Raw genomic sequence first — 26,185 nt, 5'->3', positions numbered from 1 at the left:
GCGGGGAACTGCGCGACAAGCCACGGCCGACCCACGGCCCGGCACCGGCAGCTCCCCGCCCCGCCAGGCGCTAGCCCAGCGCCGACTTCACCGCATCGGCCAGCCGCCCCGCCACGGACCGCGCCTGGTCGATGTCCGCCGCCTCGACCATGACCCGGACCAGCGGCTCGGTCCCCGACGGCCGCAGCAGCACCCGCCCGGTCGCTCCCAGCTCCCGCTCCGCCTCCCCGACGGCGGCAGCCAGGTCCGCGGACGTGCCCACCCGCGACTTGTCCACGTCCGGGACGTTGACCAGCACCTGCGGCAGCCGCTCCATCACACCGGCCAGCTCCCGCAGCGACCGCCCGCTCTGCGCGACCCGCGCCGCCAGCAGCAGCCCCGTGAGCGTGCCGTCACCGGTCGTGGCGTGGTCGAGGACGATCACGTGCCCGGACTGCTCACCGCCGAGGGCGTAGTCGTGCTCCTTCATCTCCTCCAGCACGTACCGGTCGCCCACCGCGGTCTGCACCAGCTGGATGCCCTCGCGCTCCATGGCCAGCTTGAAGCCCAGATTCGACATCACGGTCGCGACAACGGTGCCGGAGCGCAGTGCGGAACGCTCCCGCATCGCCAGCGCGAGCACGGCCAGAATCTGGTCGCCGTCCACCTCCTCGCCGGTGTGGTCCACGGCGAGGCACCGGTCCGCGTCGCCGTCGTGCGCGACACCGAAGTCGGCCCCGTGCTCCATCACCGCGGCCTTCAGCAGGTCCAGGTGTGTCGAACCGCACCCGTCGTTGATGTTCAGCCCGTCCGGCTCGGCCCCGATCGTGACGATCTCGGCACCGGCCCGCGCGAAGGCCTCCGGCGACACCCGGGCCGCCGCGCCGTGCGCCTCGTCCAGGACGATCTTCAGCCCGTCCAGCCGGTTCGGCAGGACGGCGAGGAGATGGGCGACGTACTGGTCGAAGCCCTCCTCGTAGTCGCGCACCCGCCCGACCCCGGACCCGGTCGGCCGCTCCCAGGGCTCACCGCGCCGGTGCTCCTCGTAGACGGACTCGATACGGTCCTCGAGGTCGTCCGCCAGCTTGTGCCCGCCCCGCGCGAAGAACTTGATGCCGTTGTCCGGCATGGCGTTGTGGCTGGCGGAGAGCATGACGCCCAGGTCGGCCCCCAGCGCACCGGTCAGATGCGCCACGGCCGGCGTCGGCAGCACGCCGACCCGCAGGACGTCCACGCCCGCGCTGGCGAGGCCGGCGACCACTGCGGCCTCCAGGAACTCTCCGGACGCGCGCGGGTCCCGCCCGACCACCGCCGTCGGCCGGTGGCCGGCGAAGGTGCCCGCCTCGGCCAGCACGTGGGCCGCCGCGACGGACAGGCCGAGCGCCATCTCGGCCGTCAGATCCGCGTTGGCGACACCGCGAACGCCGTCCGTGCCGAAGAGTCGTCCCACTTGTCCTCCTGAGGAAACGTCAGTTCCGGCAGCCCCGCGGGTGCGGCCCGTGCTCGGGGCTCCGGATTCCCAGGCACATGATGCCTGGCCATCCCATCACACAAGACTTTGAGCGTCTTGTGCCGTTATACGCCTGTGCTCGTTGATAAACGAATGCCCCGGCGGCACAGTGGCGTGCCGCCGGGGCGTTCGGAGTACAGCCCGCGGTTTAGCGCTTGCTGTACTGCGGAGCCTTACGGGCCTTCTTCAGACCGGCCTTCTTGCGCTCGACCGCACGGTCGTCGCGGCGCAGGAAGCCCGCCTTCTTCAGGGCACCGCGGTTGTTGTCGACGTCCGCCTCGTTCAGCGCACGGGCGACACCGAGACGGAGCGCACCGGCCTGGCCGGAGACGCCGCCACCGGCGATACGGGCGATGACGTCGTAGCGGCCCTCGAGCTCGAGCACCTTGAAGGGCTCGTTGACCTCCTGCTGGTGCACCTTGTTCGGGAAGTAGTCCTCAAGGGTGCGACCGTTGATCTTCCACTTGCCGGAGCCCGGAACGATCCGGACGCGGGCGATGGCGTTCTTGCGACGGCCCAGGCCGGCGGCCGGCTGCGGGTCGCCGAAGCGGGAGGCCATGGACTCCGAGGTGTACTCACCCTCGACGGGGACCTCGGACTCGGTGGTGTAGCTGTCGATGTCAAGCTCTTCGAGCGGCTGCTCGGCAGTGGTCTCGGCCACGATTCTCCTCAGATTCTCTTCAGTCTTAGGGGGTGGCCGGACTTACTGCGCGACCTGGGTGATCTCGAACGGAACCGGCTGCTGGGCAGCGTGGGGGTGGTTCTCGCCGCGGTAGACCTTCAGCTTGGAGAGCATCTGACGGCCCAGGGTGTTCTTGGGAAGCATGCCCTTGACGGCCTTCTCGATGGCCTTCTCGGGGTTCTTGTCGAGCAGCTCGTCGTAACGGACGGAGCGCAGACCACCCGGGTAGCCGGAGTGGCGGTACGCCATCTTCTGGGTCCGCTTGTTGCCGGAGAGGTGCACCTTGTCGGCGTTGATGATGACGACGAAGTCACCGGTGTCGACGTGGGGCGCGTAGATCGGCTTGTGCTTGCCCCGCAGAAGGGACGCGGCGGTGGTGGCGAGACGACCCAGGACGACGTCCTGAGCGTCGATGACGTGCCACTGGCGCGTCACATCGCCGGGCTTGGGGCTGTACGTACGCACGGTTCGTAGCCTTCGCTTCGAGTGAATGGTCCTGAACAGGTCACCGAAACGATCACGACAGCCCTGACCGCACAGCGGTGACGCAAACCGCGTGCTGGTCGCTGGTCATCGGCCCGGTGGACCGGTGTAAGGGCCCGTCCCGTGAGAATGAGCAAGCCAATACACAACGAAGAAGCAGGATACCTGTGGCGTGTCCACCCGGTCAAAACGGGTGCGCCACGGCCACGGCATCCAGTTCTCCTCCCCACTTTACGGCCTCGCCACCCGCCTTTTTTCAGGACCCCGGCCGCTCGCACCGCACGGTGACGGCCGCCGCACAGAAAGTGAGCGCCCGCCTCGCCCGCCGGCGCCCCCGCGCGGAGCAGCAACGCGGCACGACCAGCAGCAGAAGGTCGTACGAAGGCCCCGGCACGCGGGTCCCCGAGAGCGCCATCCCCACCACGATCTCGACGAGCACCCCCCACAGACCGCCCGCGACCCTTCGTACCAACCACCCGGAGATGCCGTATTTGCCCGCGCTCATGGAGCGAACGCTAGGCCTTCCAGGGCTGGTTGAGACGGACCAGCACACCCCTCGGCCCGTCTAAACTGCGCCCCATGAGCTATGGGCAGGGGGGACCCCAGTCCCAGTGGGATCCCTGGAAACCGCAATCGCAGCAGCCCTGGAACAGCGGCAGCGACCAGACGCCGGACTGGGCGGCACTCGCCGAGGCGTCCGAGTCGCGCCACAAGCGACGCCGGCTGTTGTTCATCGGCGGCGGCGCGCTCGCGACCGTCGCGGTGGGCGCCGCCGTGGCGGTGGCCGTCGTCTCCGCGAACGGCAACGACAAGGCGGCGAACGACCCGTCCTCCCAGTTGCCCGCGACGGCCGACATCCCGAGCGAGTCCGGCGCCCCCGCGCCGTCCTTCGCGCCGACCAGCGCGCCGCCGCCGCTGGACCCGAAGGACTTCATCTCCAGCAAGGCCAAGGACACCGCCCCGCTGAGCGCGGCCGGTCTCTTCCCCGGCACCCAGCTGACCATGGGCGAGACCGTCTACAAGAAGGGGCCGACGGCCGACACCAAGAACTGCGGCTCGGCGGCCGCGCGGAGCCTGCCGAAGGTGCTCAAGGCCAACGACTGCACCCGGCTGCTGCGCGTCACCTACACCAAGGACGGCATGGCCGTGACGGTGGGCGTGGCGGTCTTCGACACCGAGGCCCAGGCGGCGAAGGTCAAGGAGCAGGCCGACAGCAAGAGCATCGTGAAGTCCCTGTCGGGCGGCGGCGTCAAGCCCTTCTGCAACGCCGCGGTCTGCCGCTCCACGACCAACTCCTACGGCCGCTACGCCTACTTCACCATCGCCGGCTTCACCAACGGCAACGACGTGACGCCCAAGGACACGGCGGTCTTCTCCACCGGCGACGACCTGGCCGAGTTCACCTTCCGTCAGATCCGCAGGAGGGGCGAGGCCCAGGCCTCGGCGGCGGCGAACGAGTAGACCGCCGCCGGGCGGCGCCCCGGGGTCAGCAGCAGCCCGCGGACGGCAGCGACCGCTTGTTGCGCGCCTCCTTGTTGCGCGCGGCCAGCAGGTCGTCCGCGGGGTAGCCGACCTCCTCCAGCGTGAGCCCGTGCGGCCGTACGACATGCACCGCCGAGTCCCGGACGCCGGCGGCGAGCACCTTCCCCGGCCAGTCGGCCGGCCGGTGCCCGTCCCCCACGAACAGCAGGGCGCCTATCAGGGAGCGCACCATGTTGTGGCAGAAGGCGTCGGCTCGCACGGTCGCGGTGACGATCCCGTCGTCACCGCGCACCAGACTCAGCTCCTGCAGCGTGCGGATGGTCGTGGCGCCCTCCCGCTTCTTGCAGTAGGCGGCGAAGTCGTGTTCCCCGAGCAGCGCCCGGGCCGCCTCGTTCATCGCGTCGACGTCGAGCGGCCAGTCGTGCCACAGGACATGGCCCCGCAGCAGCGGGTCGACACCACCGGGGTTGTCGGTGACCCGGTAGGCGTAGCGGCGCCAGACCGCCGAGAAACGGGCGTTGAAGCCGGCCGGGGCCTCGCGCAGGGCCCACACCCGCACATCCTTCGGCAGCCGTCCGGCGAGCCGCTTGAGCAGCTTCTCCTTCTGCTCCGCCCACACCTCACGGGGCAGATCGACATGCGCCACCTGGCCCCGCGCGTGCACACCGGCGTCGGTCCGCCCGGCCACGGTCAGCTCGTACGTCGTGTGCCGCGTCCGCGTCACGGTCCGCAGGGCGTCCTCGATCTCGCCCTGCACGGTCCGCTTCCCACCGGCCTGCTTGGCCCAGCCGTGGAACGCGCCGCCGTCGTACGACAGATCGAGGCGGACACGCACGTCACCGGGTGCTGCTACATCACTCACGTACAGATCCTCTCAGCAACGAAAGAGCGGGCCCGCTCCTCGAAAGGAGCGGGCCCGCAACGCCCTGAAGGGGCGCGGGGAACTGCGCGATCAGCCGCCGCGAACCCGCAGCCACCGACGAACAGCCCCCGGCAGAACGCTTAAGCGTCCTTCGACTCCTCGGCGGGAGCCTCGGTGGCGTCCTCGGCCTTGGTCGTGTCGACCTTGGCCTCGGTGGCCTCCGTGGCCTCGGCGTCCTTGGCGGCACGCTTGGTGGCGGCCTCGGCCTCGCCCGTGGCCTGCTGCGCGACGGTCAGCGCCTCGACCAGCTCGATGACGGCCATGGGCGCGTTGTCGCCACGGCGGTTACCGATCTTGGTGATGCGGGTGTAGCCACCCGGACGGTTCTCGTAGCGCGGGCCGATCTCGGTGAAGAGCGTGTGGACGATGCTCTTGTCCGTGATGACCTGGAGCACCTGACGGCGGTTGTGAAGGTCGCCCTTCTTCGCCTTGGTGACCAGACGCTCGGCGTACGGACGCAGCTTGCGCGCCTTCGCCTCGGTGGTGGTGATACGGCCGTGCTCGAAGAGCGCCTTCGCGAGGTTCGCGAGGAGCAGCTTCTCGTGCGCGGCGCTGCCGCCCATACGGGCACCCTTGGTGGGCTTCGGCATTTTCCATCTCCTGTGTCTCTGCCCCGGCCGTATCAGGTACCGAGGTCAGTATCCGAGCGGGCGGTTGCCCGTCGGAGATCCGGCGCCCTCGCGAGCGCCGGAAGAGTCCGCGCCCCGTGAGGGGCGCGGGGAACTGCGCGACCGGCCACGGCGGACCGGCAGCCGGATCAGTACTGCTCGGTCTCCACGAAACCGGCGTCCGCGTCGTCGTCGGCGCCGAAGGCGTCGGCGGCGGCGGTCGGGTCGAATCCGGGCGGGCTGTCCTTGAGGGCCAGGCCCATGCCGGCCAGCTTCGCCTTGACCTCGTCGATCGACTTCGCACCGAAGTTGCGGATGTCGAGCAGGTCGGCCTCGGAACGCGCCACGAGCTCACCCACGGAGTGGATGCCCTCGCGCTTGAGGCAGTTGTACGACCGAACGGTGAGCTCCAGCTCCTCGATCGGCAGCGCCAGATCGGCGGCGAGCGCGGCGTCCGTCGGGGACGGACCCATGTCGATGCCCTCGGCGTCGATGTTCAGCTCGCGGGCGAGACCGAACAGCTCGACCAGCGTCTTACCGGCGGAGGCCATGGCGTCACGCGGACGCATCGCCTGCTTGGTCTCGACGTCGACGATCAGCTTGTCGAAGTCGGTGCGCTGCTCGACACGCGTGGCCTCGACCTTGTACGTGACCTTGAGCACCGGCGAGTAGATGGAGTCGACCGGGATACGGCCGATCTCCTGGCCCACCTGCTTGTTCTGCACGGCGGAGACGTAACCGCGGCCGCGCTCGACCGTCAGCTCCATCTCCAGCTTGCCCTTGCCGTTGAGCGTGGCGAGGACGAGGTCGGGGTTGTGCACCTCGACACCGGCCGGGGGCGCGATGTCGGCGGCGGTGACCAGACCCGGGCCCTGCTTGCGCAGGTACATCACGACCGGCTCGTCGTGCTCCGAGGAGACGACCAGCTGCTTGATGTTGAGGATCAGGTCGGTGACGTCCTCCTTGACGCCCGGCACGGTGGTGAACTCGTGCAGCACGCCGTCGATGCGGATGGACGTGACCGCCGCACCCGGGATCGAGGACAGGAGGGTCCGGCGCAGGGAGTTGCCGAGGGTGTAGCCGAAGCCCGGCTCCAGCGGCTCGATCACGAACCGGGAGCGGAATTCGTCGACGACCTCTTCGGTCAACGAGGGACGCTGAGCGATCAGCATGTTGCGTTCCTTCTGTCAGGGGCGCCCGCTATTTGACGCCCTGAGCCACCGGGCGGTAGCCCGATGTCGATTTCCTACAAGGGTACGGGCGATACGACCCGAAGGAGTCGTACCGCCCGAAAACCTGTGACCAAGCGGCCCGCGCGAAGATCAGACGCGGCGGCGCTTGGGCGGACGGCAGCCGTTGTGCGGGGTCGGGGTGACGTCCTGGATGGAGCCGACCTCGAGACCGGTCGCCTGGAGCGAACGGATGGCGGTCTCACGACCGGAACCCGGGCCCTTGACGAACACGTCGACCTTGCGCATGCCGTGCTCCTGGGCGCGGCGGGCAGCCGACTCGGCGGCCATCTGCGCGGCGAACGGCGTGGACTTGCGGGAGCCCTTGAAGCCGACGTGGCCGGCGGAGGCCCAGGAGATCACGTTGCCCGAGGGGTCCGTGATCGAAACGATCGTGTTGTTGAACGTGCTCTTGATGTGCGCGTGGCCGTGAGCGACGTTCTTCTTTTCCTTGCGGCGCACCTTCTTGGCAGCGCCCTGACGTCCCTTGGGGGGCATCTCTTACTCCTACGGGAGGTGGTCGGTCCTACAGCGAAGACCGCTGGACGGCGAGTCCGCTGCGGACTACTTCTTGCCCGGCTTCTTCTTGCCGGCGATGGCGCGACGCGGGCCCTTGCGGGTGCGGGCGTTGGTGCTGGTGCGCTGACCGCGGACCGGCAGGCCGCGGCGGTGACGCAGACCCTGGTAGCAGCCGATCTCGACCTTGCGGCGGATGTCGGCCTGGATCTCGCGACGGAGGTCACCCTCGGTCTTGATGTTGCTGTCGACGTACTCGCGGATCGCGACGAGCTGCTCTTCGCTCAGGTCGCGGACGCGGGTGTTCGGGTCGATGCCCGTGGCGGCCAGCGTCGCCTGCGAGAGGGTCCGGCCGATGCCGAACACGTAGGTGAGGGCGACCTCCACGCGCTTTTCGCGCGGGATGTCGACACCGGAAACGCGTGCCATTCAATGGCTCCTGGTGATCTTCGGAGGTCTTCCGCAGAACCGGTTCCCAGCCGCCGTATCAGGTACGAACTGGGTCCCCGGCCTCCGACCGGGGGTGTCGAGCCACACGACGGCTCGGGCCCTGCGTATGAACATATTCAGCTCGCGTCGCGCGAATCTCTGCGAAAGAGGTGCAGAGGGAGAGGTCCTGCGGTCAGCCCTGGCGCTGCTTGTGGCGCGGGTTGTCGCAGATGACCATGACCCGGCCGTGACGGCGGATCACCCTGCACTTGTCGCAGATCTTCTTGACGCTCGGCTTGACCTTCATGGGGTGAGGTTCTCCGGGTCAGTTGCCGACGGCCCCGCGTACACACACGGGGCGAGGGCAAGATCTACTTGTACCGGTAGACGATCCGGCCACGCGTGAGGTCGTACGGAGACAGCTCCACCACGACCCGGTCGTCAGGGAGGATGCGGATGTAGTGCATGCGCATCTTGCCGCTGATGTGTGCCAGGACCTGGTGGCCGTTCTGGAGCTCGACCTTGAACATGGCGTTCGGCAGAGACTCGACGACAGTGCCCTCGATCTCGATGGCACCTTGCTTCTTGGCCACGCTTCGCCCTTCGGAATCGACTACCTTGATCGACCCCTGGACTTTTCCCTTACGGGCGCATGCAGACATGCGGGTACACAAGAGCCGACGAGTCAGTCTACGTCAGCGCACCCGGAAAGACGAATCGAGGCAGTCTGCCCCGAGCCCATGGTCATTATGCGACCGGATCGGGCGCCGCCGTGATCCCGTACTCCGCGAGCTTCGCCTTGCCGCCGTCGGGGGCCGTCAGGACCAGGGGGCCTTCTTCGGTCAGGGCGATGGAGTGTTCCCAGTGGGAGGACCAGGTGCCGTCGGTGGTGATGACCGTCCAGTCGTCCTTGAGGACCTCGGTGCGCGGGGTCCCCAGCGACACCATCGGCTCGATGGCGAGGCAGAACCCGGGAACCAGCTTCGCGCCCTTGCCCCGTCGCCGGTCGACGTAGTTCAGCAGGTGCGGGTCCATGTGCATCTCGGTGCCGATGCCGTGGCCGCCGTAGTCCTCGATGATCCCGTAGCGGCCGCCGCCGGGCTTCGGCTGGCGGCGGATGTACGTCTCGATGGCCCGGGAGATGTCGACCAGCCGGTTGCCCTGCTTCATCGCCGCGATGCCGGCCCACATCGACTCCTCGGTCACCCGCGACAGCTCGATCAGCTCCGGAGCGTGACCGGAGCCCACGAACGCCGTGTAGGCCGCGTCGCCGTGCCAGCCGTCGACGACCGCGCCGCAGTCGACGGAGATGATGTCGCCGTCCTTGAGGACGACGTCCTCGGACGGGATGCCGTGCACGACGACCTCGTTCACCGAGGTGCAGATGGTCGCGGGGAAGCCGCCGTACCCCAGGAAGTTCGACTTCGCCCCGTGCTCCGCGAGCACCTTGCGCGCGACCTCGTCCAGATCCTTCGTGCTGGCCCCGGGCACCGCCGCCGCACGCGTGGCCGCGTGGATGGCGGCGACGACCAGCCCGGCCTCACGCATCTTGGCGATCTGCTCGGGACTCTTGATCTGCACCATGAGGACGACGGCCTTTCTTGGACCGGGAGGGGACGGACTGCTTCCACGATACGGGGCGGTCGCGCCGGTCCCACCCCACACAGCGGCCGCGGTCCCCTCAGGGGGAACCGCGGCCGCCGACTACGTACGACGAACGACTACTGACCGTCGTCCTCGCGCTTGAGCGCCTCCAGCGCACGCCCCGTGACCTCGTCGACCGCACCCATCGCGGAGATGGTGACGACCAGCCCCTGCGCCTTGTAGTAGTCGATGATCGGCTCGGTCTGCGTGTGGTAGACCTCCAGCCGCTTGCGCACGGTCTCCTCGGTGTCGTCGTCCCGCTGGTAGAGCTCGCCGCCGCAGACGTCGCAGACGCCCTCCTGCTTCGGCGCGCTGTACGTCACGTGGAAGACGTGCGCGGAGTCCTTGCGGCAGATGCGCCGCCCGGCGATCCGCTTGACGACCTCGGTCTCGGGCGCCTCCAGGTCGAGCACGGCGTCCAGGGTGATGCCCTCGCTCCGGAGCAGCTCGTCCAGCGCCTCGGCCTGCGAGACGTTGCGCGGGAAACCGTCCAGCAGGAAGCCGTTCTCGGCGTCCGGCTGCTCCATGCGGTCCTTCGCCATGGCGATGGTGACCTCGTCCGGCACCAGGTTGCCGGCGTCCATGTAGGACTTCGCCAGCTTGCCGAGCTCCGTCTGCCGACTGATGTTGGCGCGGAACAGGTCGCCGGTGGAGATGTGCGGGATCGACAGCTTCTCGGCAAGGCGAGTGGCCTGCGTACCCTTACCGGCACCCGGCGGGCCGACGAGGACGATTCGCATCAGCGGAGGAACCCTTCGTAATTGCGCTGCTGGAGCTGGCTCTCGATCTGCTTCACCGTCTCGAGACCGACACCCACGATGATCAGGATGCTGGTGCCACCGAACGGGAAGTTCTGGTTTGCCCCGAAACCAACCAACGCCATCGTCGGCACGAGAGCGATCAGACCCAGATACAGCGAACCCGGCCAGGTGATCCGGTTGAGTACGTAACTCAGGTACTCAGCGGTCGGTCGGCCAGCCCGGATGCCCGGGATGAAGCCACCATACTTCTTCATGTTGTCGGCGACTTCCTCGGGGTTGAAGGAGATCGCCACGTAGAAGAACGCGAAGAAAACAATGAGCAAGAAGTACAGAGAGATGTAAATCGGGTGGTCGCCCTGGACCAGGTGACCCTCGATCCAGCTCTTCCAGCCGGAGTTCCCGCTGGAGAACTGCGCGATCAGCGCCGGGATGTAGAGCAGCGACGAGGCGAAGATGACGGGAATCACACCCGCCTGGTTCACCTTGAGCGGGATGTAGGTGGACGTACCGCCGTAGGCGCGGCGGCCGATCATGCGCTTGGCGTACTGCACCGGGATCCGGCGCTGGGCCTGCTCGACGAAGACCACCAGGCCGACCATGAACAGGCCGACGAGGATGACCGTGCCGAACTCGATCCAGCCGTCGGCCAGCGTGCCCTGCTGCTTGATGGCCCACAGGGCGGACGGGAAGGTGGCGGCGATCGAGATGAACATCAGGATCGACATGCCGTTGCCGATGCCGCGGTCGGTGATGAGCTCACCGAGCCACATCACGACGGCCGTACCGGCGGTCATGACGATCACCATGGTGATGGTGACGAAGATCGACTGGTCGGGGACGATCTGGCCGGCGACCGGGCAGCCCTGGAACAGGGCGCCGCTGCGGGCGGTGGCGACGAGGCCGGTGCCCTGCAGGATGGCGAGCGCCACGGTCAGGTAGCGGGTGTACTGCGTGATCTTCGCCGTACCCGCCTGCCCCTCCTTCTTGAGGGCCTCGAGGCGGGGGATCACCACCGTCAGGAGTTGCAGGATGATGCTCGCGGTGATGTAGGGCATGATGCCGAGCGCGAAGATCGTGATCTGCAGCAGGGCGCCGCCGCTGAACATGTTGACCAGACCGAACAGACCCTGGTTGCCCTTGGCTACGTCGATACAGGTCTGGACGTTCTGGTAGTCGACGCCCGGAATCGGGACGTGTGTACCGACTCGATACACCACAACGATGCCGAGCGTGAAGAGCAGCTTCTTGCGCAGGTCGGGCGTCTTGAACGCCCGGGCGAACGCGGTGAGCACGGTGCCTCCTGCGACCCCCGCGCGTCTGCGTCAAGGGTGACGGTCTTGAGGTTCCAATAGAACAACGACATGGATAACGGTCAACTGCCGCTCAAAGTGCCCGACGTGCGACAGCTGTGAAAGTTGGCAGTGCAGGCCACCTTACCCGCGCGACTGCCACCCTTGGAACGACCAACCGGGGATACCCCATTTGTGGGGTATCCCCGGTCGGGATCGCTCAAGTCATCGAGGCGCCTGTTGTGTTCAGACGAGCTCGGTGACGGTACCGCCGGCGGCGGTGATCTTCTCCTTGGCGGAGCCGGAGACGGCGTCGACCGTCACCTGCAGCGCCACGGAGATCTCGCCCTGGCCGAGGACCTTGACGAGGCTGTTCTTGCGAACGGCACCCTTGGCCACCAGACCCTCGACGGTGACTTCGCCACCCTCGGGGTAGAGCGCGGCCAGCTTGTCGAGGTTCACGACCTGGAACTCGGTCTTGAACGGGTTCTTGAAGCCCTTCAGCTTCGGAAGACGCATGTGGAGGGGCATCTGGCCACCCTCGAAGCGCTCCGGAACCTGGTAACGGGCCTTCGTACCCTTGGTACCACGACCGGCCGTCTTACCCTTCGACGCCTCACCACGACCCACACGGGTCTTGGCGGTCTTGGCGCCCGGGGCGGGACGGAGGTTGTGGATCTTGAGCGGGTTGTTCTCCGCCATGATCAGTCGACCTCCTCGACCGTCACGAGGTGGCGGACGGTGTGCACCATTCCGCGGAACTCGGGGCGGTCCTCCTTGACGACCTGCGTGTTGATGCCCTTGAGGCCAAGGGAACGCAGGGTGTCACGGTGGTTCTGCTTGCTGCCGATGTAGGACTTGACCTGCGTAATCTTGAGCTGCGCCATGATTACGCACCCGCCCCGGCACGTGCACGGAGAAGAGCCGCGGGGGCGACGTCCTCGAGCGGCAGACCACGGCGGGCCGCGATCTCCTCGGGACGCTGCAGACCCTTCAGGGCCTCCACGGTCGCGTGCACGATGTTGATCGCGTTGTCGGAGCCGAGCGACTTCGACAGCACGTCGTGGATACCGGCGCACTCGAGCACGGCACGCACCGGACCACCGGCGATCACACCGGTACCGGGCGACGCGGGCTTCAGGAGCACGACGCCGGCAGCCTTCTCACCCTGGATGGGGTGCGGGATGGTGCCCTGGATACGGGGGACCTTGAAGAAGTGCTTCTTGGCCTCCTCAACACCCTTGGCGATGGCGGCCGGCACCTCCTTGGCCTTGCCGTAACCGACACCCACGGTGCCGTCACCGTCGCCCACCACGACCAGCGCGGTGAAGCTGAAGCGACGACCACCCTTCACAACCTTGGCGACGCGGTTGATCGCGACGACGCGCTCAACGTACGCGGTCTTCTCGGCGGCAGCTGCGCCGCCGTCACGGCCCTTCCGGTCCCGCCGCTCGCCGCCACCGGCACCGCCACCGCGGCGCTGGGGTCCAGCCATTGGAATTACCTCTCTCTTTTTTCCGCTAGCTACGCAGTGACATCAGTCGCTGCGCGACGGGGACTCAGAACTTGAGTCCGGCTTCGCGGGCGGCGTCCGCCAGGGCGGCGATGCGCCCGGCGTACTGGTTGCCACCACGGTCGAACACGACGGCCTCCACGCCCGCGGCCTTGGCGCGCTCGGCGACCAGGGCGCCGACCTGCTTGGCCTGCGTGGACTTGTCGCCCTCGCCACCGCGCACCGAGGTGTCCAGGGTGGACGCCGACGCCAGGGTGTGACCCTTGATGTCGTCGATCACCTGGGCCACGATGTGGCGGTTGGAGCGGGTAACGACCAGACGGGGACGCTCCGCCGTACCGGCGATCCGCTTGCGGATCCGGATGTGACGGCGCTTGATCGCGGCGCGCTTGTAGGCGTCGCCCTTGAGGATCTTCTGTCCGTATGCCATGGCTTACTTACCCGCCTTTCCGACCTTGCGGCGGATGACTTCGCCCTCGTACTTGACGCCCTTGGCCTTGTACGGGTCGGGCTTGCGCAGCTTGCGGATGTTGGCCGCAACCTCGCCGACCTTCTGCTTGTCGATGCCCTCGACCGAGAAACGGGTCGGGTTCTCCACCTTGAAGGAGATGCCCTCGGGGGCCTCGACCACGATCGGGTGGCTGTAGCCGAGCGCGAACTCGAGGTTCGAGCCCTTGGCGGTCACGCGGTAACCGACACCACTGATCTCGAGCTTCTTCACGTAACCCTGGGTCACGCCGGTGATCATGTTCGCCACCAGCGTGCGGGACAGGCCGTGGAGGGCCTTGTTCTGACGCTCGTCGTTCGGGCGGGTGACGTTCAGAACGCCGTCCTCACCCTTGACGATCTCGATCGGTGCCACGACGGTGTGGGTCAGCTCGCCCTTGGGGCCCTTGACCTTGACCGTACGGCCGTCGATGGTGACGTCCACGCCGGCGGGAACCGCGATGGGGAGCTTGCCGATGCGCGACATAGCTGTTTCCTCCGTTCCCTTCCGTTACCAGACGTAGGCGAGAACTTCTCCGCCTACGCCCTTCTTGCCGGCCTGCTTGTCGGTGAGGAGCCCGTGCGACGTGGAGATGATCGCCACGCCGAGGCCGCCGAGCACCTTCGGCAGGTTGGTGGACTTCGCGTAGACCCGGAGACCGGGCTTGGAGATCCGCTTGATGCCCGCGATGGAGCGCTCACGGTTGGGGCCGAACTTCAGCTCCAGGACGAGGTTCTTGCCGACCTCGGCGTCCTCGACCTTCCAGCCCGTGATGAAGCCCTCCTGCTGGAGGATCTCCGCGATGTGCGACTTGATCTTCGAGTGCGGCATCGCCACGGTGTCGTGGTACGCCGAGTTCGCGTTCCGCAGACGCGTAAGCATGTCTGCGATCGGATCAGTCATGGTCATGAATTGGCCTTCGGCCTCTCTCGCCGGGGTTTCCTGGTGCGCCATCCCTCTCCCCGATCCGAGACGGGACGGGTGCGGCGCGGTGGACCTACGGCGTAGTAAGTCGTACGGGCGGCAGACGCCCAACCCCGCAAGCTTAATGCATGCGGAGAAGGGCCCCTGCCGACCCAGATGCTTACCGAGAGCTTCAGGAATCCCCTATTACAGGAATTACCAGGAGCTCTTGGTCACGCCCGGCAGCTCGCCACGGTGAGCCATCTCACGAAGGCACACGCGGCACAGGCCGAACTTGCGGTACACGGAGTGCGGACGGCCGCAGCGCTGGCAGCGGGTGTAGCCACGCACACCGAACTTGGGCTTGCGAGCAGCCTTAGCGATCAGAGCCTTCTTCGCCATCTCGCTCACGCCTCCTTGAACGGGAAGCCGAGGTGACGAAGGAGCGCGCGGCCCTCAGCGTCGTTGGTCGCCGTGGTGACCACGGTGATGTCCATACCCCGGACGCGGTCGATCTTGTCCTGGTCGATCTCGTGGAACATGACCTGCTCCGTGAGACCGAAGGTGTAGTTGCCACGGCCGTCGAACTGCTTGGGGGACAGACCACGGAAGTCGCGGATGCGCGGCAGCGCGAGCGACAGGGTGCGGTCCAGGAACTCCCACATGCGGTCGCCACGGAGCGTGACGTGGGCACCGATCGGCTGTCCCTCACGCAGCTTGAACTGCGCGATGGACTTGCGGGCCTTGGTGACGGCCGGCTTCTGACCGGTGATCGTGGTGAGGTCGCGGATGGCGCCCTCGATCAGCTTGGAGTCGCGGGCGGCGTCGCCCACACCCATGTTGACCACGATCTTGACGAGGCCGGGGATCTGCATGACGTTCTCGTAGGAGAACTCCTCACGCAGCTTGCCCGCGATCTCCTCGCGGTACTTCGTCTTCAGACGCGGAGTGGTGGTGGTAGCCATCAGATGTCCTCACCCGTCCGCTTGGCAACGCGGATCTTGTTGCCCTCGTCGTCGAAGCGGTAACCGACGCGGGTCACGACCTTGTTGCCGTCCTTCTCCACGACGAGCTGAACATTGCTCACGTGAATGGGGGCTTCGGTGGTGATGATGCCGCCGGCCTGCGAACCGCGAGCCGTGGGACCGGCCTTGGTGTGCTTCTTGACCCGGTTGACACCCTCGACCAGGACACGCTCGTCGCGCGGGTAAGCGGCAATGACCTTGCCCTGCTTGCCCTTGTCCTTGCCGGTGATGACCTGGACCAGGTCGCCCTTCTTGATCTTCATGCTTACAGCACCTCCGGCGCGAGCGAGATGATCTTCATGAACTTCTTCTCGCGCAGCTCACGGCCGACGGGGCCGAAGATACGGGTGCCGCGAGGGTCGCCGTCGTTCTTCAGAATGACGGCGGCGTTCTCGTCGAAGCGGATGTACGAGCCGTCCGGACGGCGGCGCTCCTTGACGGTGCGAACGATGACCGCCTTGACGACGTCACCCTTCTTCACGTTGCCACCGGGGATCGCGTCCTTGACGGTGGCGACGATGACGTCACCGATACCCGCGTAGCGGCGACCGGAGCCACCGAGCACACGGATGCAAAGGATCTCCTTCGCACCAGTGTTGTCGGCGACACGCAGTCGCGACTCCTGCTGGATCACGTCTATCTCCTGGTTGTCTGCCGGTTCCCGGGGCGGGCGCGCAGGACGCGCCCGCCCCGAGCCTGGCGGAACGATGCCTAGGGGGTCCCCCTAGGAGGGATTACTTGGCCTTCTCGAGGATCTCGACGACGCGCCAGCGCTTCGTCGCGGACAGCGGCCGGGTCTCCATGAGGAGGACACGGTCGCCGATGCCCGCGGCGTTCTGCTCGTCGTGCGCCTTGAGCTTGTTGGTACGGCGGATGACCTTGCCGTACAGCGCGTGCTTGACGCGGTCCTCGACGGCGACGACGACGGTCTTGTCCATCTTGTCGCTGACGACAAGGCCCTCACGGGTCTTGCGGAAGCCGCGCGCTTCTGCGTTCTCAGTCACGTTCTTCTCGCTCATCAGGCGTTCTCCACCGTCTCGATGCCGAGCTCACGCTCACGCATGAGGGTGTAGATCCGGGCGATGTCCTTGCGGACCGCCTTGAGACGGCCATGGTTCTCGAGCTGGCCGGTCGCCGCCTGGAAGCGGAGATTGAACAGCTCTTCCTTGGCCTCGCGGAGCTTCGCCAGAAGCTCCTCGTTGCCCAGCTCGCGCAGCTCGGACGCCTTGGTACCGGCCGACATCACGCTTCACCTGCCTCGCGCTTGACGATCCGGCACTTCATCGGCAGCTTGTGGGCCGCACGAGTCAGCGCCTCACGGGCGATCTTCTCGTTGGGGTACGACAGCTCGAACATGACCCGACCCGGGTGCACGTTCGCGACCCACCACTCCGGAGAACCCTTACCGGAACCCATGCGGGTCTCGGCGGGCTTCTTGGTGAGGGGGCGGTCCGGGTAGATGTTGATCCAGACCTTGCCGCCACGCTTGATGTGGCGGGTCATCGCGATACGGGCCGCCTCGATCTGGCGGTTGGTCACGTACGCCGGAGTCATGGCCTGGATGCCGTACTCGCCGAACGCAACCGTCGTACCACCCTTGGCCATACCGCGGCGCTTCGGGTGGTGCTGCTTGCGGTGCTTGACCCTACGGGGGATCAGCATGTCGGTCAGGCCTCCGTTCCGGTGCTCTCAGCCGGAGCGGCAGCCGCGGGGGCCTCGGCCTTGGGGGCCTCGGCACCAGCAGCCTGCTGCGGCTTGCGACCGCGCCCGCCACGCTCGCCGCCACGGCCACCACGGGCCGGGCGGTCGGCGCCGCCACCACCGCGAGCCGGGCGGTTACCCGCACGGGCGGCAGCGTTCTCGGCGCGGACCTCGGCGATGTTCTTGACGTCGCCCTTGTAGATCCAGACCTTCACGCCGATGCGGCCGAAGGTCGTCTTGGCCTCGAAGAAGCCGTAGTCCACGTTCGCGCGGAGCGTGTGCAGGGGCACGCGGCCCTCGCGGTAGAACTCCGAGCGGGACATCTCGGCGCCGCCGAGGCGGCCACCGCACTGGATCTTGATGCCCTTGGCGCCGGCCTTCATCGTGCCCTGCATGCTCTTACGCATGGCGCGACGGAAGGAGACGCGGGAGGAGAGCTGCTCGGCGACGGCCTGAGCAACCAGCTGAGCGTCCGTCTCGGGGCTCTTGACCTCGAGGATGTTCAGCTGGACCTGCTTGCCCGTGAGCTTCTCGAGGTCACCGCGGATGCGGTCGGCCTCGGCGCCACGGCGGCCGATGACGATGCCCGGACGAGCGGTGTGGATGTCCACACGCACGCGGTCACGGGTGCGCTCGATCTCCACCTTCGAGATGCCGGCGCGCTCCATGCCGGACGTCATCATCCGACGGATGGCGACGTCTTCCTTGACGTAGTCCTTGTACAGCTTGTCGGCGTACCAACGGGACTTGAAGTCCGTGGTGATGCCGAGGCGGAACCCATGCGGGTTAACCTTCTGGCCCATTACCGGGTTCCTTCCTTGCTGCTGACGACCACGGTGATGTGGCTGGTCCGCTTGCGGATCCGGTAGGCACGGCCCTGGGCACGCGGCCGGAACCGCTTCAGGGTCGGGCCCTCGTCGACGTACGCCTCGGAGATGAAGAGGCTGTCGGCGTCGGTGTGGTCGTAGTTGTGCGCGGCGTTGGCAATGGCGCTGTCGAGCACCTTGCCGACCGGTACGGAGGCGGCCTGCGGAGCGAATCGCAGGACCGCCTGGGCCTCCGTGGCATCCATGCCACGGATGAGGTCCACCACACGGCGGGCCTTCATGGGCGTGACGCGGATGTACCGCGCCTGGGCCCTGGCGTCCATGGTTGTCCCTTTCAGGTTTCTTTGTCTGAATGCGATCCGCGTTAGCGGCGCTTCGACTTCCGGTCGTCCTTGACGTGGCCCCGGAAGGTGCGCGTCGGCGAGAACTCGCCGAGCTTGTGGCCGACCATCGACTCGGTGACGAACACCGGGATGTGGGTCTTGCCGTTGTGCACCGCGAGCGTGTGGCCGAGCATGGCCGGCACGATCATCGAGCGACGGGACCAGGTCTTGATGACGTTCTTGGTGCCGGCTTCGTTCTGGGCGTCCACCTTCTTGAGCAGGTGGTCGTCGACGAAGGGCCCCTTCTTCAAGCTACGAGGCATCTCAACCCGTCCTTAGCGCTTCTTGTTCGTCTTGCGGCGGCGGACGATGTACTTGTTCGACGCCTTCTTGGGCGAACGAGTACGGCCTTCCTTCTTGCCCCACGGGGACACGGGGTGACGACCACCGGAGGTCCGGCCCTCACCACCACCGTGCGGGTGGTCCACCGGGTTCATGACCACACCACGGACGGTCGGGCGAACGCCCAGCCACCGCTTGCGGCCCGCCTTGCCCCAGTTGATGTTCGACTGCTCGGCGTTGCCGACCTCGCCGACGGTGGCGCGGCAGCGCACGTCGACCAGGCGGATCTCTCCGGACGGCATGCGCAGGTGGGCCATCGAGCCCTCCTTCGCGAGCAGCTGCACGGAGGCACCGGCGGAGCGGGCGAACTTGGCGCCGCCACCGGGACGGAGCTCGATCGCGTGGATCGTGGTACCGACCGGGATGTTGCGCAGCGCCAGGTTGTTGCCCGGCTTGATGTCGGCCCCGGGGCCGTTCTCGACGCGGTCACCCTGCTGCAGGTTGCGCGGGGCGAGGATGTAGCGCTTCTCGCCGTCGGCGTAGTGCAGCAGCGCGATGCGCGCGGTGCGGTTGGGGTCGTACTCGATGTGCGCGACCTTCGCCGGCACGCCGTCCTTGTCGTGACGACGGAAGTCGATCACTCGGTAGGCGCGCTTGTGTCCGCCACCCTGGTGGCGAACGGTCACACGACCGGCGTTGTTACGGCCGCCCTTGCTGTGCAGCGGGCGGACCAGCGACTTCTCCGGCGTGGACCGCGTGACCTCGACGAAGTCGGCGACGCTGGAGCCACGACGGCCCGGAGTCGTCGGCTTGTACTTGCGGATTCCCATTTCTCAGTCCTCGTCCGATATCGGACGATCCGGACCTCCGTCAGGAGGTCGGACCGCCGAAGATGTCGATACGGTCGCCCTCGGCGAGGGTCACGATCGCGCGCTTGGTGCCGGCACGCTGACCGAAGCCGGTCTTGGTGCGCTTGCGCTTGCCCTGGCGGTTGATCGTGTTCACGCCGGTCACCTTGACCGAGAAGACCGCCTGGACGGCCTGCTTGATCTGGGTCTTGTTGGCGTTCGGGGCCACGATGAACGTGTACTTGCCCTCGTCGAGAAGCGCGTAGCTCTTCTCGGACACGACCGGCTTGAGCAGGACGTCACGGGGGTCCGTGAAGGACTTGCTCACCGGGGTGACGACGGTGTTCTTGCCCTCGGCCTCGTGGCGACGCGCCTTGGCGACGCGCGCGGCCTTGGCGGCCTTGGCCGCCTTGGAGGCGATGCTCGGGTGACGCGTAGCCATCAGGCCTCGCTCCCTTCGGTGTCGGTGGCCTTCGGGCCGGACACGAAGGACTCGAAGGCGGCCTGGGTGAAGACCACGTCGTCCGAGACGAGAACGTCGTACGTGTTCAGCTGGCCCGGCTCCAGGATGTGGACCTGGGGCAGGTTGCGGGCGGACAGCCACGCGGCCTCGTCGGCGCGGTCGACGACCAGGAGCAGGTTCTTGCGCTCCGAGATCTTGCCGAACAGCGTCCGGGCGGCCTTCGTCGACGGGTTCTCACCCTCGACGACGCCGGAGACGACGTGGATGCGGTTGTGGCGGGCCCGGTCGGTGAGGGCGTGACGCAGCGCGGCAGCCTTCATCTTCTTCGGGGTCCGCTGCGAGTAGTCACGCGGCTGCGGGCCGTGGACGACGCCACCGCCGGCGAACTGCGGCGCACGGGTCGAGCCCTGACGGGCGCGGCCGGTGCCCTTCTGGCGGTACGGCTTCCTGCCGCCACCACGGACTTCACCGCGGGTCTTGGTCTTGTGCGTGCCCTGGCGGGCAGCGGCCAGCTGCGCGACGACGACCTGGTGGATCAGCGGAATGCTGACCTTCTCAACGTCGAAGATCTCCGCGGGGAGCTCGACGGAACCGGCCTTGTCGCCCGCCGGCGAAAGGATGTCAACAGTGCTCATCGGTTACCTCAGGCCCCCTTGGCCGCGGTGCGGACCAGGACGAGGCCGCCGTTCGGACCGGGAACCGCGCCCTTGATGAGCAGCAGACCCTTCTCCGCGTCAACGGCGTGGACGGTCAGGTTCTGGGTGGTGACCCGCTCGTTGCCCATGCGACCCGCCATGCGGAGGCCCTTGAACACGCGGCCCGGGGTGGCACAGCCACCGATGGAACCGGGCGAGCGGTGCTTGCGCTGGGTGCCGTGTCCGGCGCCGAGGCCACGGAAGTTGTGGCGCTTCATGACACCGGCGAAGCCCTTGCCCTTGCTCTTGCCGGTCACGTCGACCTTCACGCCGGCCTCGAACACCTCAGCGGTGATCTCCTGGCCCAGCGTGTACTCGGAGGCGTCCGCGGTGCGGATCTCGACGAGGTGGCGACGGGGGGTGACGTCGGCCTTGGCGAAGTGGCCCTTGAGGGGCTTGTTCACCTTGCGCGGGTCGATCTCGCCGAACGCGATCTGGACGGACTCGTAGCCGTCGGCGTCGTTCGTACGGACCTGGGTGACGACGTTGGGCCCGGCCTTGACGACGGTGACGGGAACAACGCGGTTGTTCTCGTCCCACACCTGCGTCATGCCGAGCTTCTCGCCCAGGATGCCCTTGATCTGCTTAGCCATCTCTCAGATCACCGGCCTCAGAGCTTGATCTCGATGTCGACACCGGCCGGGAGGTCGAGTCGCATCAGAGAGTCAACGGTCTTGGGAGTCGGGTCGAGGATGTCGATCAGGCGCTTGTGCGTGCGCATCTCGAAGTGCTCGCGCGAGTCCTTGTACTTGTGCGGCGACTTGATGACGCAGTACACGTTCTTCTCAGTGGGCAGCGGCACCGGGCCCGCGACCGACGCACCAGTGCGGGTCACCGTCTCGACGATCTTCTTCGCCGAGGAGTCGATGACCTCGTGGTCGTAGGCCTTGAGCCGGATGCGGATCTTCTGTCCCGCCATGGCTACTTCGTAGTCCTGTCTCTCTACAGCTCTGGAACCCGGTGTTCCTGTTCTCTTCTCCGACCCACGCGGTCGGGCGTGTCGCACTCTCGCTGACACAAATGTCCCTTGTTCGAACATCCCTGCGGGATTGCACACAGCCCTGCCGGAACCGTGAACCGGGGGCGAGAGGCCCACCGGGTGCCTGGCCGGTGCCGCACTGACACTTCCCGGAAGATTCCCGTACGTCCGCCCCACATGGGGACGACGAGTACTGTGGGACTCGCTTCCGGTCCTCCCGGCGGGAGGCGCGCAGCATCAACACTCGACCGAGCAACTCGGACAGTCTGCCATATGGGGCAGTGCCGACGCCAATCGAGCCGGAGAGAATACCCCGGGCGTGACGCAGGTCAAACCCCGGTGCGGGGCGCCGGCGCCGCTCAGTCCGATTCCCACGCCCGCCGTCGCGGCAGCGCCCAGAACAACGCTCCCAGGCCCAGGGCCACCGCGGCGGGCACCAGCAGGAGCACGGCCGGGCGCACCGCCTCGCGGAGCAGCCAGGCGCCCACCAGGCCCCCGACGAACATCGCGCCGACCGACACGAGGCGACGGCCCTCGGCGCGCGGGCCGGAGCCGATGCGGTGGTCGGCGGCCGGGACGAGCCCGCCGAGGAACGCCGTGAGCGCCCGTGTGGAGACCGTGGTCGGCACGTCCGGGACCTGTACCCGCATGGTGGTGACGTTGCGTACGCCCATGGCCGCCGACACCAGGGCGATCACGACCAGGTGGCGACCGGTGCCACGCCCGGCGTCCGGGTCGTCGGCGCCGATGTGCCACGCGAGAAGGCCGCCGCAGGCGAGGAGCAGCGCCTCGGTGATCAGACCGGGCACGAGCCAGCGGCGGCCGTGGACGTCCACGTAGGCCTCGAACAGGGAGCCGGCCACCGCGCCGGCCATGAAACCGAGGACGGAGACCCCCGCCGCGGCCGGGGAGAGTTCGGCGGCGCCGATGAGCGCGAAGGCGAGGAAGAGGAGGTTGCCGGTCTGCACGGCGGTGAAGGCCGGGCCCAGCACGAGGAAGCTGACGGCCTCGATCATGCCGGTCACCAGGGTGAGCAGCACCATGGCCGAGGTCAGCCCGACGCCCGCCCTGGGCTTCATGCGGGGGTCCGCTTCATACGGGGACCGTACGTCGCGACCGGCGCGTCGGGCCTGCGCTGCCGCGGGCCGCTACGCCGATCAGGTGCGGCCCCCGGCAAGGGCCCCGGCGCCGCCCCGGGCGAGCCGGTCGGGCGGAGGGCTGTCTTCCGCGACCGGCGTGACGTGATCATGGTCGGCATGTCGATCACCTCACGGCGCGGCCTGCTCGCCGCCCTCGCGGCCTCGGCCGCCTCCGTCCCGCTCGGCGCTCTCGCCGCCGCCCCGGCGCGGGCCGCCGAACCGGTCCACGCCGTCGAGCCGTTCGCCGCGCCCGCCGGTCCGGGTCCGGCCCGGTCCTCGGTGGCGATGCCGCCGCTGGACGCCTCCTACTTCACGCAGGTGACGCTGGCCACGCCGCTCACCGCGACCGTGCTGCCGGGGACCCCGGCCCGCACCGAGGTGACCTCGGCGGGCCGGCGTGTCGCGCTGCTGACGCACGGGGCCCGGACCGTCGTACTGCCCGGCCCGGAGCGGACGTTCACGGAGGACAAGAAGCCCTTCGCCGACGACTTCGGGCGCACGTTGCAGGACTCCTGGGGCAACTCCCCCGGCGGCGGGAGCTGGTCCACGCTCGGCCCGGCCGACGGGGACTACTCGGTGCAGCCGGGCGCCGGTGTCATCGCCCTGACCACGGACTACGCCAGCCGGCACGCGACCGTGCGGGACGGTGAGCTCACGGACGTGGACGTCCGCTCCGTGGCCCGGTTCGACAAGGTGCCCACCGGCCAGGCCTGCTCCTACGCACTGTCGTTCGGCTACCAGGACACCCACGACAACTACCGGGCCCGGCTCTCCTTCCTCACCACCGGCGCGGTCGAACTGCGCATCGAGAAGGAGGTCGCCGACGCGGTCACCCAGCTGACCACCGCCGTCACCCTCGCCACCGGCGTCCCCGCGGGCACCGACTGGACGATCCGGGTACGCCGCGAGGGCACCCGTATCCGCGTGAAGGCCTGGCGCTCGGCCGGTACGGAGCCCTCCGCCTGGACGGCCGACGTCAGCGATCCCACCTTCGGCAAGGGGCGGGTCGGCCTGCGCGCGCTCGCGGGCGACGGCTGCACCAACCTGCCGGTCCGGCTGCTCGTCGGCCACTTCGAGGTGAGCGCCGCGCGGTGGGCGGCACCGCCGACGGTCACCCATCGCGACTGGGTGCGCGTACTGCCGCAGCCCTTCGACGGGACCTGGACGCCGGAGGTCGAGGAAACGGTCCGGGGCTGGGCCGGTTCGACCGCGCCGGACGTCCTGGCGCACGCGGCGATGTTCCTCACCGGCGCGCCCGCGGTCACCGCCGGCTCCGGACCGGCCGAGGGCAGGCAGGTCCTCGGGGAGTCCGGGTACGGCTACCTGGACCCGCAGGGCAACCGCTACGAGGGGGCGGACTTCCACGAGTACATGAACCTCGGCTGGACCTTCCCCGACGGCACCCACACCGGCCCGTCCACCCGGCAGGTGGGCAATCTGGACTGCTCGGGCTACACGCGGATGGTGTACGGCTTCCACATGGGCGTGCCGCTGGCCGCCGGCGAGGACACCTCCGGCACCCGGATACCGCGCAGGTCCCGCGACATGTCCGACCACGCGCCCGGCGTCCGTGTCGACCGTACCGACGGAACGAAGCCGCCCGCCGCGTCCCAGCTCCAGCCCGGCGACCTGGTCCTGTTCAACGCCGACTCCGGCGACGACAACGCCACGGTGACGGTCGACCACGTCGGGATCTACCTCGGCAAGGACACGGCGGGCGGCCGCCGCTTCCTCTCCAGCCGCAAGACGGTCGACGGCCCGACGATGTCCGACCTCGGCGGCGCGTCGCTCCTGGACGGCACGGGCACGTACGCGACCACGCTGCACACGGTCCACCGCCTCTGACCCGGCGCGGACGGCCGCGTACGTGGCTGCGCCCGGCCGGCCGCGCGCAGCTGACTCCGCTCGGCCGGCCGCCCCACCTTGCCCCCGCGCCTCTCAGATGACCCCCTGCGCGATCATCGCCTCCGCCACCCGTTCGAAGCCCGCGATGTTCGCGCCCGTCACGTAGTCGCCGGGGCTGCCGTAGCGGGCGGCGGTCTCACGGCAGGTGGTGTGGATGTCGGTCATGACGCGGGCGAGCTCCTCCTCGACACGGGCCGCGGGCCAGGCCGTACGGGAGGCGTTCTGGGCCATCTCCAGGGCGCTGACCGCCACGCCGCCGGCGTTCGCCGCCTTGGCGGGGCCGAAGGCGACCCCGGCCTGCCGGAACAACTGGACGGCACCCGGGGTCGCCGGCATGTTCGCGCCCTCCGAGACCGCCTTCACGCCGTTGCGGATCAGGGCCGCGGCGTCCTTCTCGTCGAGTTCGTTCTGGGTCGCGGACGGCAGGGCGACGTCGGCCGGCACCTCCCAGACCCGGCCGTCCGGCACGAACCGCGCGGAGGCGCCGCGGCGTTGCGCGTAGGTGGCGATCCGGGCCCGCTCGACCTCCTTGACCTGCCGTAGCAGCTCCAGGTCGACACCCTTCTCGTCGACCACGTAACCGGAGGAGTCCGAGCAGGTGAGCGGGTTGGCGCCGAGGGCCGTCAGCTTCTCGACGGTGTGGATAGCGACGTTCCCCGAGCCCGACACCACCACGGTCTGGCCCTCCAGGTCCTCCCCGCGCTCCCGCAGCATCGCCGCCGTGAACAGGACGTTCCCGTACCCCGTCGCCTCCGGGCGGATCAGCGAGCCGCCCCAGCCCGGGCCCTTGCCGGTGAGCACGCCGGCCTCCCAGCGGTTGGTGATACGGCGGTACTGGCCGAAGAGGTAGCCGATCTCCCGGCCGCCGACGCCGATGTCACCCGCCGGCACGTCCGTGTGGGCGCCGATGTGGCGGTGCAGTTCCGTCATGAAGGACTGGCAGAACCGCATGACCTCCGCGTCGCTGCGCCCCCGCGGGTCGAAGTCGCTGCCGCCCTTTCCGCCGCCGATGCCGAGGCCGGTCAGCGCGTTCTTGAAGACCTGTTCGAAGCCCAGGAACTTGACGATGCCGAGATTCACCGAGGGGTGGAAGCGCAGACCGCCCTTGTACGGGCCGAGGGCGCTGTTGAACTCCACGCGAAAGCCCCGGTTGACGTGGACCCGGCCCCGGTCGTCCTGCCACGGCACCCGGAAGACGATCTGCCGCTCCGGCTCGCACAGCCGTTCCACCAGCCCCGCGTCGGCGTACTCCGGGCGGTCCGCCAGCACGGGTGCCAGCGTGTCCAGCACCTCGGCGACGGCCTGGAGGAACTCCGGCTGGGCGGGGTTGCGGTCCTCGATCTCCGCGCGGAGGCGGTTCAGCGTGTCCGTCGTCCTGCTCTCGTCGCGTCGCTTCGTCACGGGCTCCCTTTCATCCGGTTCCTCCGGCACGACCGCTGGTACGGCCTGCCCGACCCGCGCGTTCAGGACGCACGAGGCCTGCTGCCAGGGATACCCGATC

Annotated in this window: 39 protein-coding genes; 2 read left to right on the top strand and 37 right to left on the bottom strand. The window is 68.3% G+C overall.

Annotated elements, in window-relative coordinates; translation table 11 throughout:
* Positions 1-70: 70 nt before the first annotated feature.
* The 4 genes from glmM to ACIP2X_RS32045 all read right to left on the bottom strand — a co-directional run bounded on the left by glmM (position 71) and on the right by ACIP2X_RS32045 (position 3,159).
* Positions 71-1,429: a phosphoglucosamine mutase gene (glmM, locus tag ACIP2X_RS32060; RefSeq protein WP_401679796.1), complete on the bottom strand. Its 1,359-nt coding sequence runs from the start codon at positions 1,427-1,429 to the stop codon at positions 71-73.
* Positions 1,430-1,637: 208 nt separating this feature from the next.
* Complete coding sequence (rpsI, locus tag ACIP2X_RS32055; RefSeq protein WP_401679793.1) at positions 1,638-2,150, bottom strand: 30S ribosomal protein S9; 513 nt, start codon at positions 2,148-2,150, stop codon at positions 1,638-1,640.
* Positions 2,151-2,192: 42 nt separating this feature from the next.
* Entirely contained in the window at positions 2,193-2,636 is a 444-nt protein-coding gene (gene rplM, locus ACIP2X_RS32050) for a 50S ribosomal protein L13 (RefSeq protein ID WP_401679790.1), read from the bottom strand.
* A gap of 274 nt (positions 2,637-2,910) precedes the next feature.
* The gene (locus tag ACIP2X_RS32045) at positions 2,911-3,159 is read right to left on the bottom strand and encodes a hypothetical protein (protein ID WP_401679787.1); all 249 of its coding nucleotides are present in this window, start codon (positions 3,157-3,159) and stop codon (positions 2,911-2,913) included.
* Between the two features lie 74 nt (positions 3,160-3,233).
* Here ACIP2X_RS32045 and ACIP2X_RS32040 point away from each other — a divergent pair, with 74 nt between their 5' ends.
* A complete protein-coding gene (locus ACIP2X_RS32040; protein ID WP_401679784.1) occupies positions 3,234-4,115 on the top strand; it encodes a hypothetical protein in 882 nt (293 codons plus the stop codon).
* 25 nt (positions 4,116-4,140) lie between these two features.
* Here ACIP2X_RS32040 and truA read toward each other — a convergent pair whose 3' ends face one another.
* The 32 genes from truA to ACIP2X_RS31880 form a co-directional block, all read right to left on the bottom strand.
* A complete protein-coding gene (truA, locus tag ACIP2X_RS32035; protein ID WP_401679781.1) occupies positions 4,141-4,998 on the bottom strand; it encodes a tRNA pseudouridine(38-40) synthase TruA in 858 nt (285 codons plus the stop codon).
* Positions 4,999-5,138: 140 nt separating this feature from the next.
* The gene (rplQ, locus tag ACIP2X_RS32030) at positions 5,139-5,648 is read right to left on the bottom strand and encodes a 50S ribosomal protein L17 (protein ID WP_401679778.1); all 510 of its coding nucleotides are present in this window, start codon (positions 5,646-5,648) and stop codon (positions 5,139-5,141) included.
* A gap of 167 nt (positions 5,649-5,815) precedes the next feature.
* On the bottom strand, positions 5,816-6,838 hold the full coding sequence (locus tag ACIP2X_RS32025; RefSeq protein ID WP_003966937.1) for a DNA-directed RNA polymerase subunit alpha: 1,023 nt from the start codon (positions 6,836-6,838) through the stop codon (positions 5,816-5,818).
* A gap of 150 nt (positions 6,839-6,988) precedes the next feature.
* The gene (rpsK, locus tag ACIP2X_RS32020) at positions 6,989-7,393 is read right to left on the bottom strand and encodes a 30S ribosomal protein S11 (protein ID WP_003956432.1); all 405 of its coding nucleotides are present in this window, start codon (positions 7,391-7,393) and stop codon (positions 6,989-6,991) included.
* Between the two features lie 66 nt (positions 7,394-7,459).
* Entirely contained in the window at positions 7,460-7,840 is a 381-nt protein-coding gene (gene rpsM, locus ACIP2X_RS32015) for a 30S ribosomal protein S13 (protein WP_164587875.1), read from the bottom strand.
* A 193-nt stretch (positions 7,841-8,033) separates the two neighbouring features.
* Entirely contained in the window at positions 8,034-8,147 is a 114-nt protein-coding gene (gene rpmJ, locus ACIP2X_RS32010; RefSeq protein ID WP_003974245.1) for a 50S ribosomal protein L36, read from the bottom strand.
* A gap of 64 nt (positions 8,148-8,211) precedes the next feature.
* Positions 8,212-8,433, bottom strand: coding sequence for a translation initiation factor IF-1 (gene infA, locus ACIP2X_RS32005; RefSeq protein ID WP_003948620.1), 222 nt, complete (start codon positions 8,431-8,433; stop codon positions 8,212-8,214).
* Between the two features lie 154 nt (positions 8,434-8,587).
* Positions 8,588-9,424, bottom strand: a complete 837-nt coding sequence (gene map / locus ACIP2X_RS32000; RefSeq protein ID WP_401679775.1) for a type I methionyl aminopeptidase — start codon at positions 9,422-9,424, stop codon at positions 8,588-8,590.
* Positions 9,425-9,561: 137 nt separating this feature from the next.
* A complete protein-coding gene (locus ACIP2X_RS31995; protein WP_401679772.1) occupies positions 9,562-10,224 on the bottom strand; it encodes an adenylate kinase in 663 nt (220 codons plus the stop codon).
* Complete coding sequence (gene secY / locus ACIP2X_RS31990) at positions 10,224-11,537, bottom strand: preprotein translocase subunit SecY (RefSeq protein ID WP_401679769.1); 1,314 nt, start codon at positions 11,535-11,537, stop codon at positions 10,224-10,226. The genes ACIP2X_RS31995 and secY overlap by 1 nt, the downstream gene beginning before the upstream one ends.
* Before the next feature lie 243 nt (positions 11,538-11,780).
* Positions 11,781-12,236: a 50S ribosomal protein L15 gene (gene rplO, locus ACIP2X_RS31985; RefSeq protein ID WP_003974249.1), complete on the bottom strand. Its 456-nt coding sequence runs from the start codon at positions 12,234-12,236 to the stop codon at positions 11,781-11,783.
* A 2-nt stretch (positions 12,237-12,238) separates the two neighbouring features.
* Positions 12,239-12,421, bottom strand: a complete 183-nt coding sequence (gene rpmD / locus ACIP2X_RS31980) for a 50S ribosomal protein L30 (RefSeq protein ID WP_003974250.1) — start codon at positions 12,419-12,421, stop codon at positions 12,239-12,241.
* A gap of 2 nt (positions 12,422-12,423) precedes the next feature.
* The gene (gene rpsE / locus ACIP2X_RS31975; RefSeq protein ID WP_009190144.1) at positions 12,424-13,029 is read right to left on the bottom strand and encodes a 30S ribosomal protein S5; all 606 of its coding nucleotides are present in this window, start codon (positions 13,027-13,029) and stop codon (positions 12,424-12,426) included.
* Positions 13,030-13,093: 64 nt separating this feature from the next.
* Entirely contained in the window at positions 13,094-13,477 is a 384-nt protein-coding gene (gene rplR, locus ACIP2X_RS31970) for a 50S ribosomal protein L18 (RefSeq protein ID WP_401679765.1), read from the bottom strand.
* Positions 13,478-13,480: 3 nt separating this feature from the next.
* Positions 13,481-14,020 (bottom strand): 50S ribosomal protein L6, encoded by a 540-nt coding sequence (rplF, locus tag ACIP2X_RS31965; protein WP_365451861.1) that lies wholly within the window; start codon positions 14,018-14,020, stop codon positions 13,481-13,483.
* Between the two features lie 24 nt (positions 14,021-14,044).
* Positions 14,045-14,443 (bottom strand): 30S ribosomal protein S8, encoded by a 399-nt coding sequence (rpsH, locus tag ACIP2X_RS31960; RefSeq protein ID WP_015658459.1) that lies wholly within the window; start codon positions 14,441-14,443, stop codon positions 14,045-14,047.
* Positions 14,444-14,653: 210 nt separating this feature from the next.
* Positions 14,654-14,839, bottom strand: coding sequence for a type Z 30S ribosomal protein S14 (locus ACIP2X_RS31955; protein ID WP_003948630.1), 186 nt, complete (start codon positions 14,837-14,839; stop codon positions 14,654-14,656).
* Positions 14,840-14,844: 5 nt separating this feature from the next.
* On the bottom strand, positions 14,845-15,402 hold the full coding sequence (rplE, locus tag ACIP2X_RS31950) for a 50S ribosomal protein L5 (RefSeq protein WP_030788262.1): 558 nt from the start codon (positions 15,400-15,402) through the stop codon (positions 14,845-14,847).
* Positions 15,402-15,725 carry a 50S ribosomal protein L24 gene (gene rplX / locus ACIP2X_RS31945; RefSeq protein ID WP_401679762.1) on the bottom strand — a complete coding sequence of 108 codons (324 nt, stop codon included), beginning with the start codon at positions 15,723-15,725 and terminating at the stop codon, positions 15,402-15,404. The genes rplE and rplX overlap by 1 nt, the downstream gene beginning before the upstream one ends.
* A 2-nt stretch (positions 15,726-15,727) precedes the next feature.
* Positions 15,728-16,096 (bottom strand): 50S ribosomal protein L14, encoded by a 369-nt coding sequence (gene rplN / locus ACIP2X_RS31940; RefSeq protein ID WP_003998823.1) that lies wholly within the window; start codon positions 16,094-16,096, stop codon positions 15,728-15,730.
* 100 nt (positions 16,097-16,196) lie between these two features.
* Positions 16,197-16,481 carry a 30S ribosomal protein S17 gene (gene rpsQ, locus ACIP2X_RS31935; protein ID WP_399107319.1) on the bottom strand — a complete coding sequence of 95 codons (285 nt, stop codon included), beginning with the start codon at positions 16,479-16,481 and terminating at the stop codon, positions 16,197-16,199.
* On the bottom strand, positions 16,481-16,705 hold the full coding sequence (gene rpmC / locus ACIP2X_RS31930) for a 50S ribosomal protein L29 (protein WP_007494763.1): 225 nt from the start codon (positions 16,703-16,705) through the stop codon (positions 16,481-16,483). Before rpmC ends, rpsQ begins: the two co-directional genes overlap by 1 nt.
* The gene (rplP, locus tag ACIP2X_RS31925; RefSeq protein WP_005313579.1) at positions 16,705-17,124 is read right to left on the bottom strand and encodes a 50S ribosomal protein L16; all 420 of its coding nucleotides are present in this window, start codon (positions 17,122-17,124) and stop codon (positions 16,705-16,707) included. Before rplP ends, rpmC begins: the two co-directional genes overlap by 1 nt.
* Positions 17,125-17,129: 5 nt before the next feature.
* A complete protein-coding gene (rpsC, locus tag ACIP2X_RS31920) occupies positions 17,130-17,966 on the bottom strand; it encodes a 30S ribosomal protein S3 (protein ID WP_037694120.1) in 837 nt (278 codons plus the stop codon).
* On the bottom strand, positions 17,966-18,313 hold the full coding sequence (gene rplV / locus ACIP2X_RS31915) for a 50S ribosomal protein L22 (protein ID WP_401679757.1): 348 nt from the start codon (positions 18,311-18,313) through the stop codon (positions 17,966-17,968). The genes rpsC and rplV overlap by 1 nt, the downstream gene beginning before the upstream one ends.
* Positions 18,314-18,354: 41 nt before the next feature.
* Positions 18,355-18,636: a 30S ribosomal protein S19 gene (gene rpsS / locus ACIP2X_RS31910; protein WP_356692142.1), complete on the bottom strand. Its 282-nt coding sequence runs from the start codon at positions 18,634-18,636 to the stop codon at positions 18,355-18,357.
* A gap of 12 nt (positions 18,637-18,648) precedes the next feature.
* On the bottom strand, positions 18,649-19,485 hold the full coding sequence (rplB, locus tag ACIP2X_RS31905) for a 50S ribosomal protein L2 (protein ID WP_217143312.1): 837 nt from the start codon (positions 19,483-19,485) through the stop codon (positions 18,649-18,651).
* 40 nt (positions 19,486-19,525) lie between these two features.
* On the bottom strand, positions 19,526-19,945 hold the full coding sequence (gene rplW / locus ACIP2X_RS31900) for a 50S ribosomal protein L23 (protein ID WP_401679752.1): 420 nt from the start codon (positions 19,943-19,945) through the stop codon (positions 19,526-19,528).
* A complete protein-coding gene (gene rplD / locus ACIP2X_RS31895) occupies positions 19,945-20,601 on the bottom strand; it encodes a 50S ribosomal protein L4 (RefSeq protein WP_401679750.1) in 657 nt (218 codons plus the stop codon). The genes rplW and rplD overlap by 1 nt, the downstream gene beginning before the upstream one ends.
* Before the next feature lie 8 nt (positions 20,602-20,609).
* Positions 20,610-21,254, bottom strand: a complete 645-nt coding sequence (gene rplC, locus ACIP2X_RS31890; protein WP_107465881.1) for a 50S ribosomal protein L3 — start codon at positions 21,252-21,254, stop codon at positions 20,610-20,612.
* A 17-nt stretch (positions 21,255-21,271) separates the two neighbouring features.
* Positions 21,272-21,580, bottom strand: coding sequence for a 30S ribosomal protein S10 (rpsJ, locus tag ACIP2X_RS31885; RefSeq protein ID WP_003948644.1), 309 nt, complete (start codon positions 21,578-21,580; stop codon positions 21,272-21,274).
* A 419-nt stretch (positions 21,581-21,999) separates the two neighbouring features.
* Complete coding sequence (locus ACIP2X_RS31880) at positions 22,000-22,719, bottom strand: YoaK family protein (RefSeq protein ID WP_401679747.1); 720 nt, start codon at positions 22,717-22,719, stop codon at positions 22,000-22,002.
* A 177-nt stretch (positions 22,720-22,896) separates the two neighbouring features.
* Between ACIP2X_RS31880 and ACIP2X_RS31875 the strand changes: the two genes are divergently transcribed.
* Positions 22,897-24,624, top strand: coding sequence for an NlpC/P60 family protein (locus ACIP2X_RS31875; RefSeq protein ID WP_401679744.1), 1,728 nt, complete (start codon positions 22,897-22,899; stop codon positions 24,622-24,624).
* A 93-nt stretch (positions 24,625-24,717) separates the two neighbouring features.
* On the opposite strand, the gene gdhA is transcribed toward ACIP2X_RS31875, so the two are convergent.
* Positions 24,718-26,085: an NADP-specific glutamate dehydrogenase gene (gene gdhA / locus ACIP2X_RS31870; RefSeq protein ID WP_401679741.1), complete on the bottom strand. Its 1,368-nt coding sequence runs from the start codon at positions 26,083-26,085 to the stop codon at positions 24,718-24,720.
* Positions 26,086-26,185 lie beyond the last annotated feature (100 nt).

It is taken from the genome of Streptomyces sp. NPDC089424, from assembly GCF_044749345.1.
Taxonomy (GTDB): domain Bacteria; phylum Actinomycetota; class Actinomycetes; order Streptomycetales; family Streptomycetaceae; genus Streptomyces.
The sequence above is the reverse complement of the archived record's forward strand: the minus strand, read 5'-3'. Positions and strand labels throughout refer to the sequence as shown.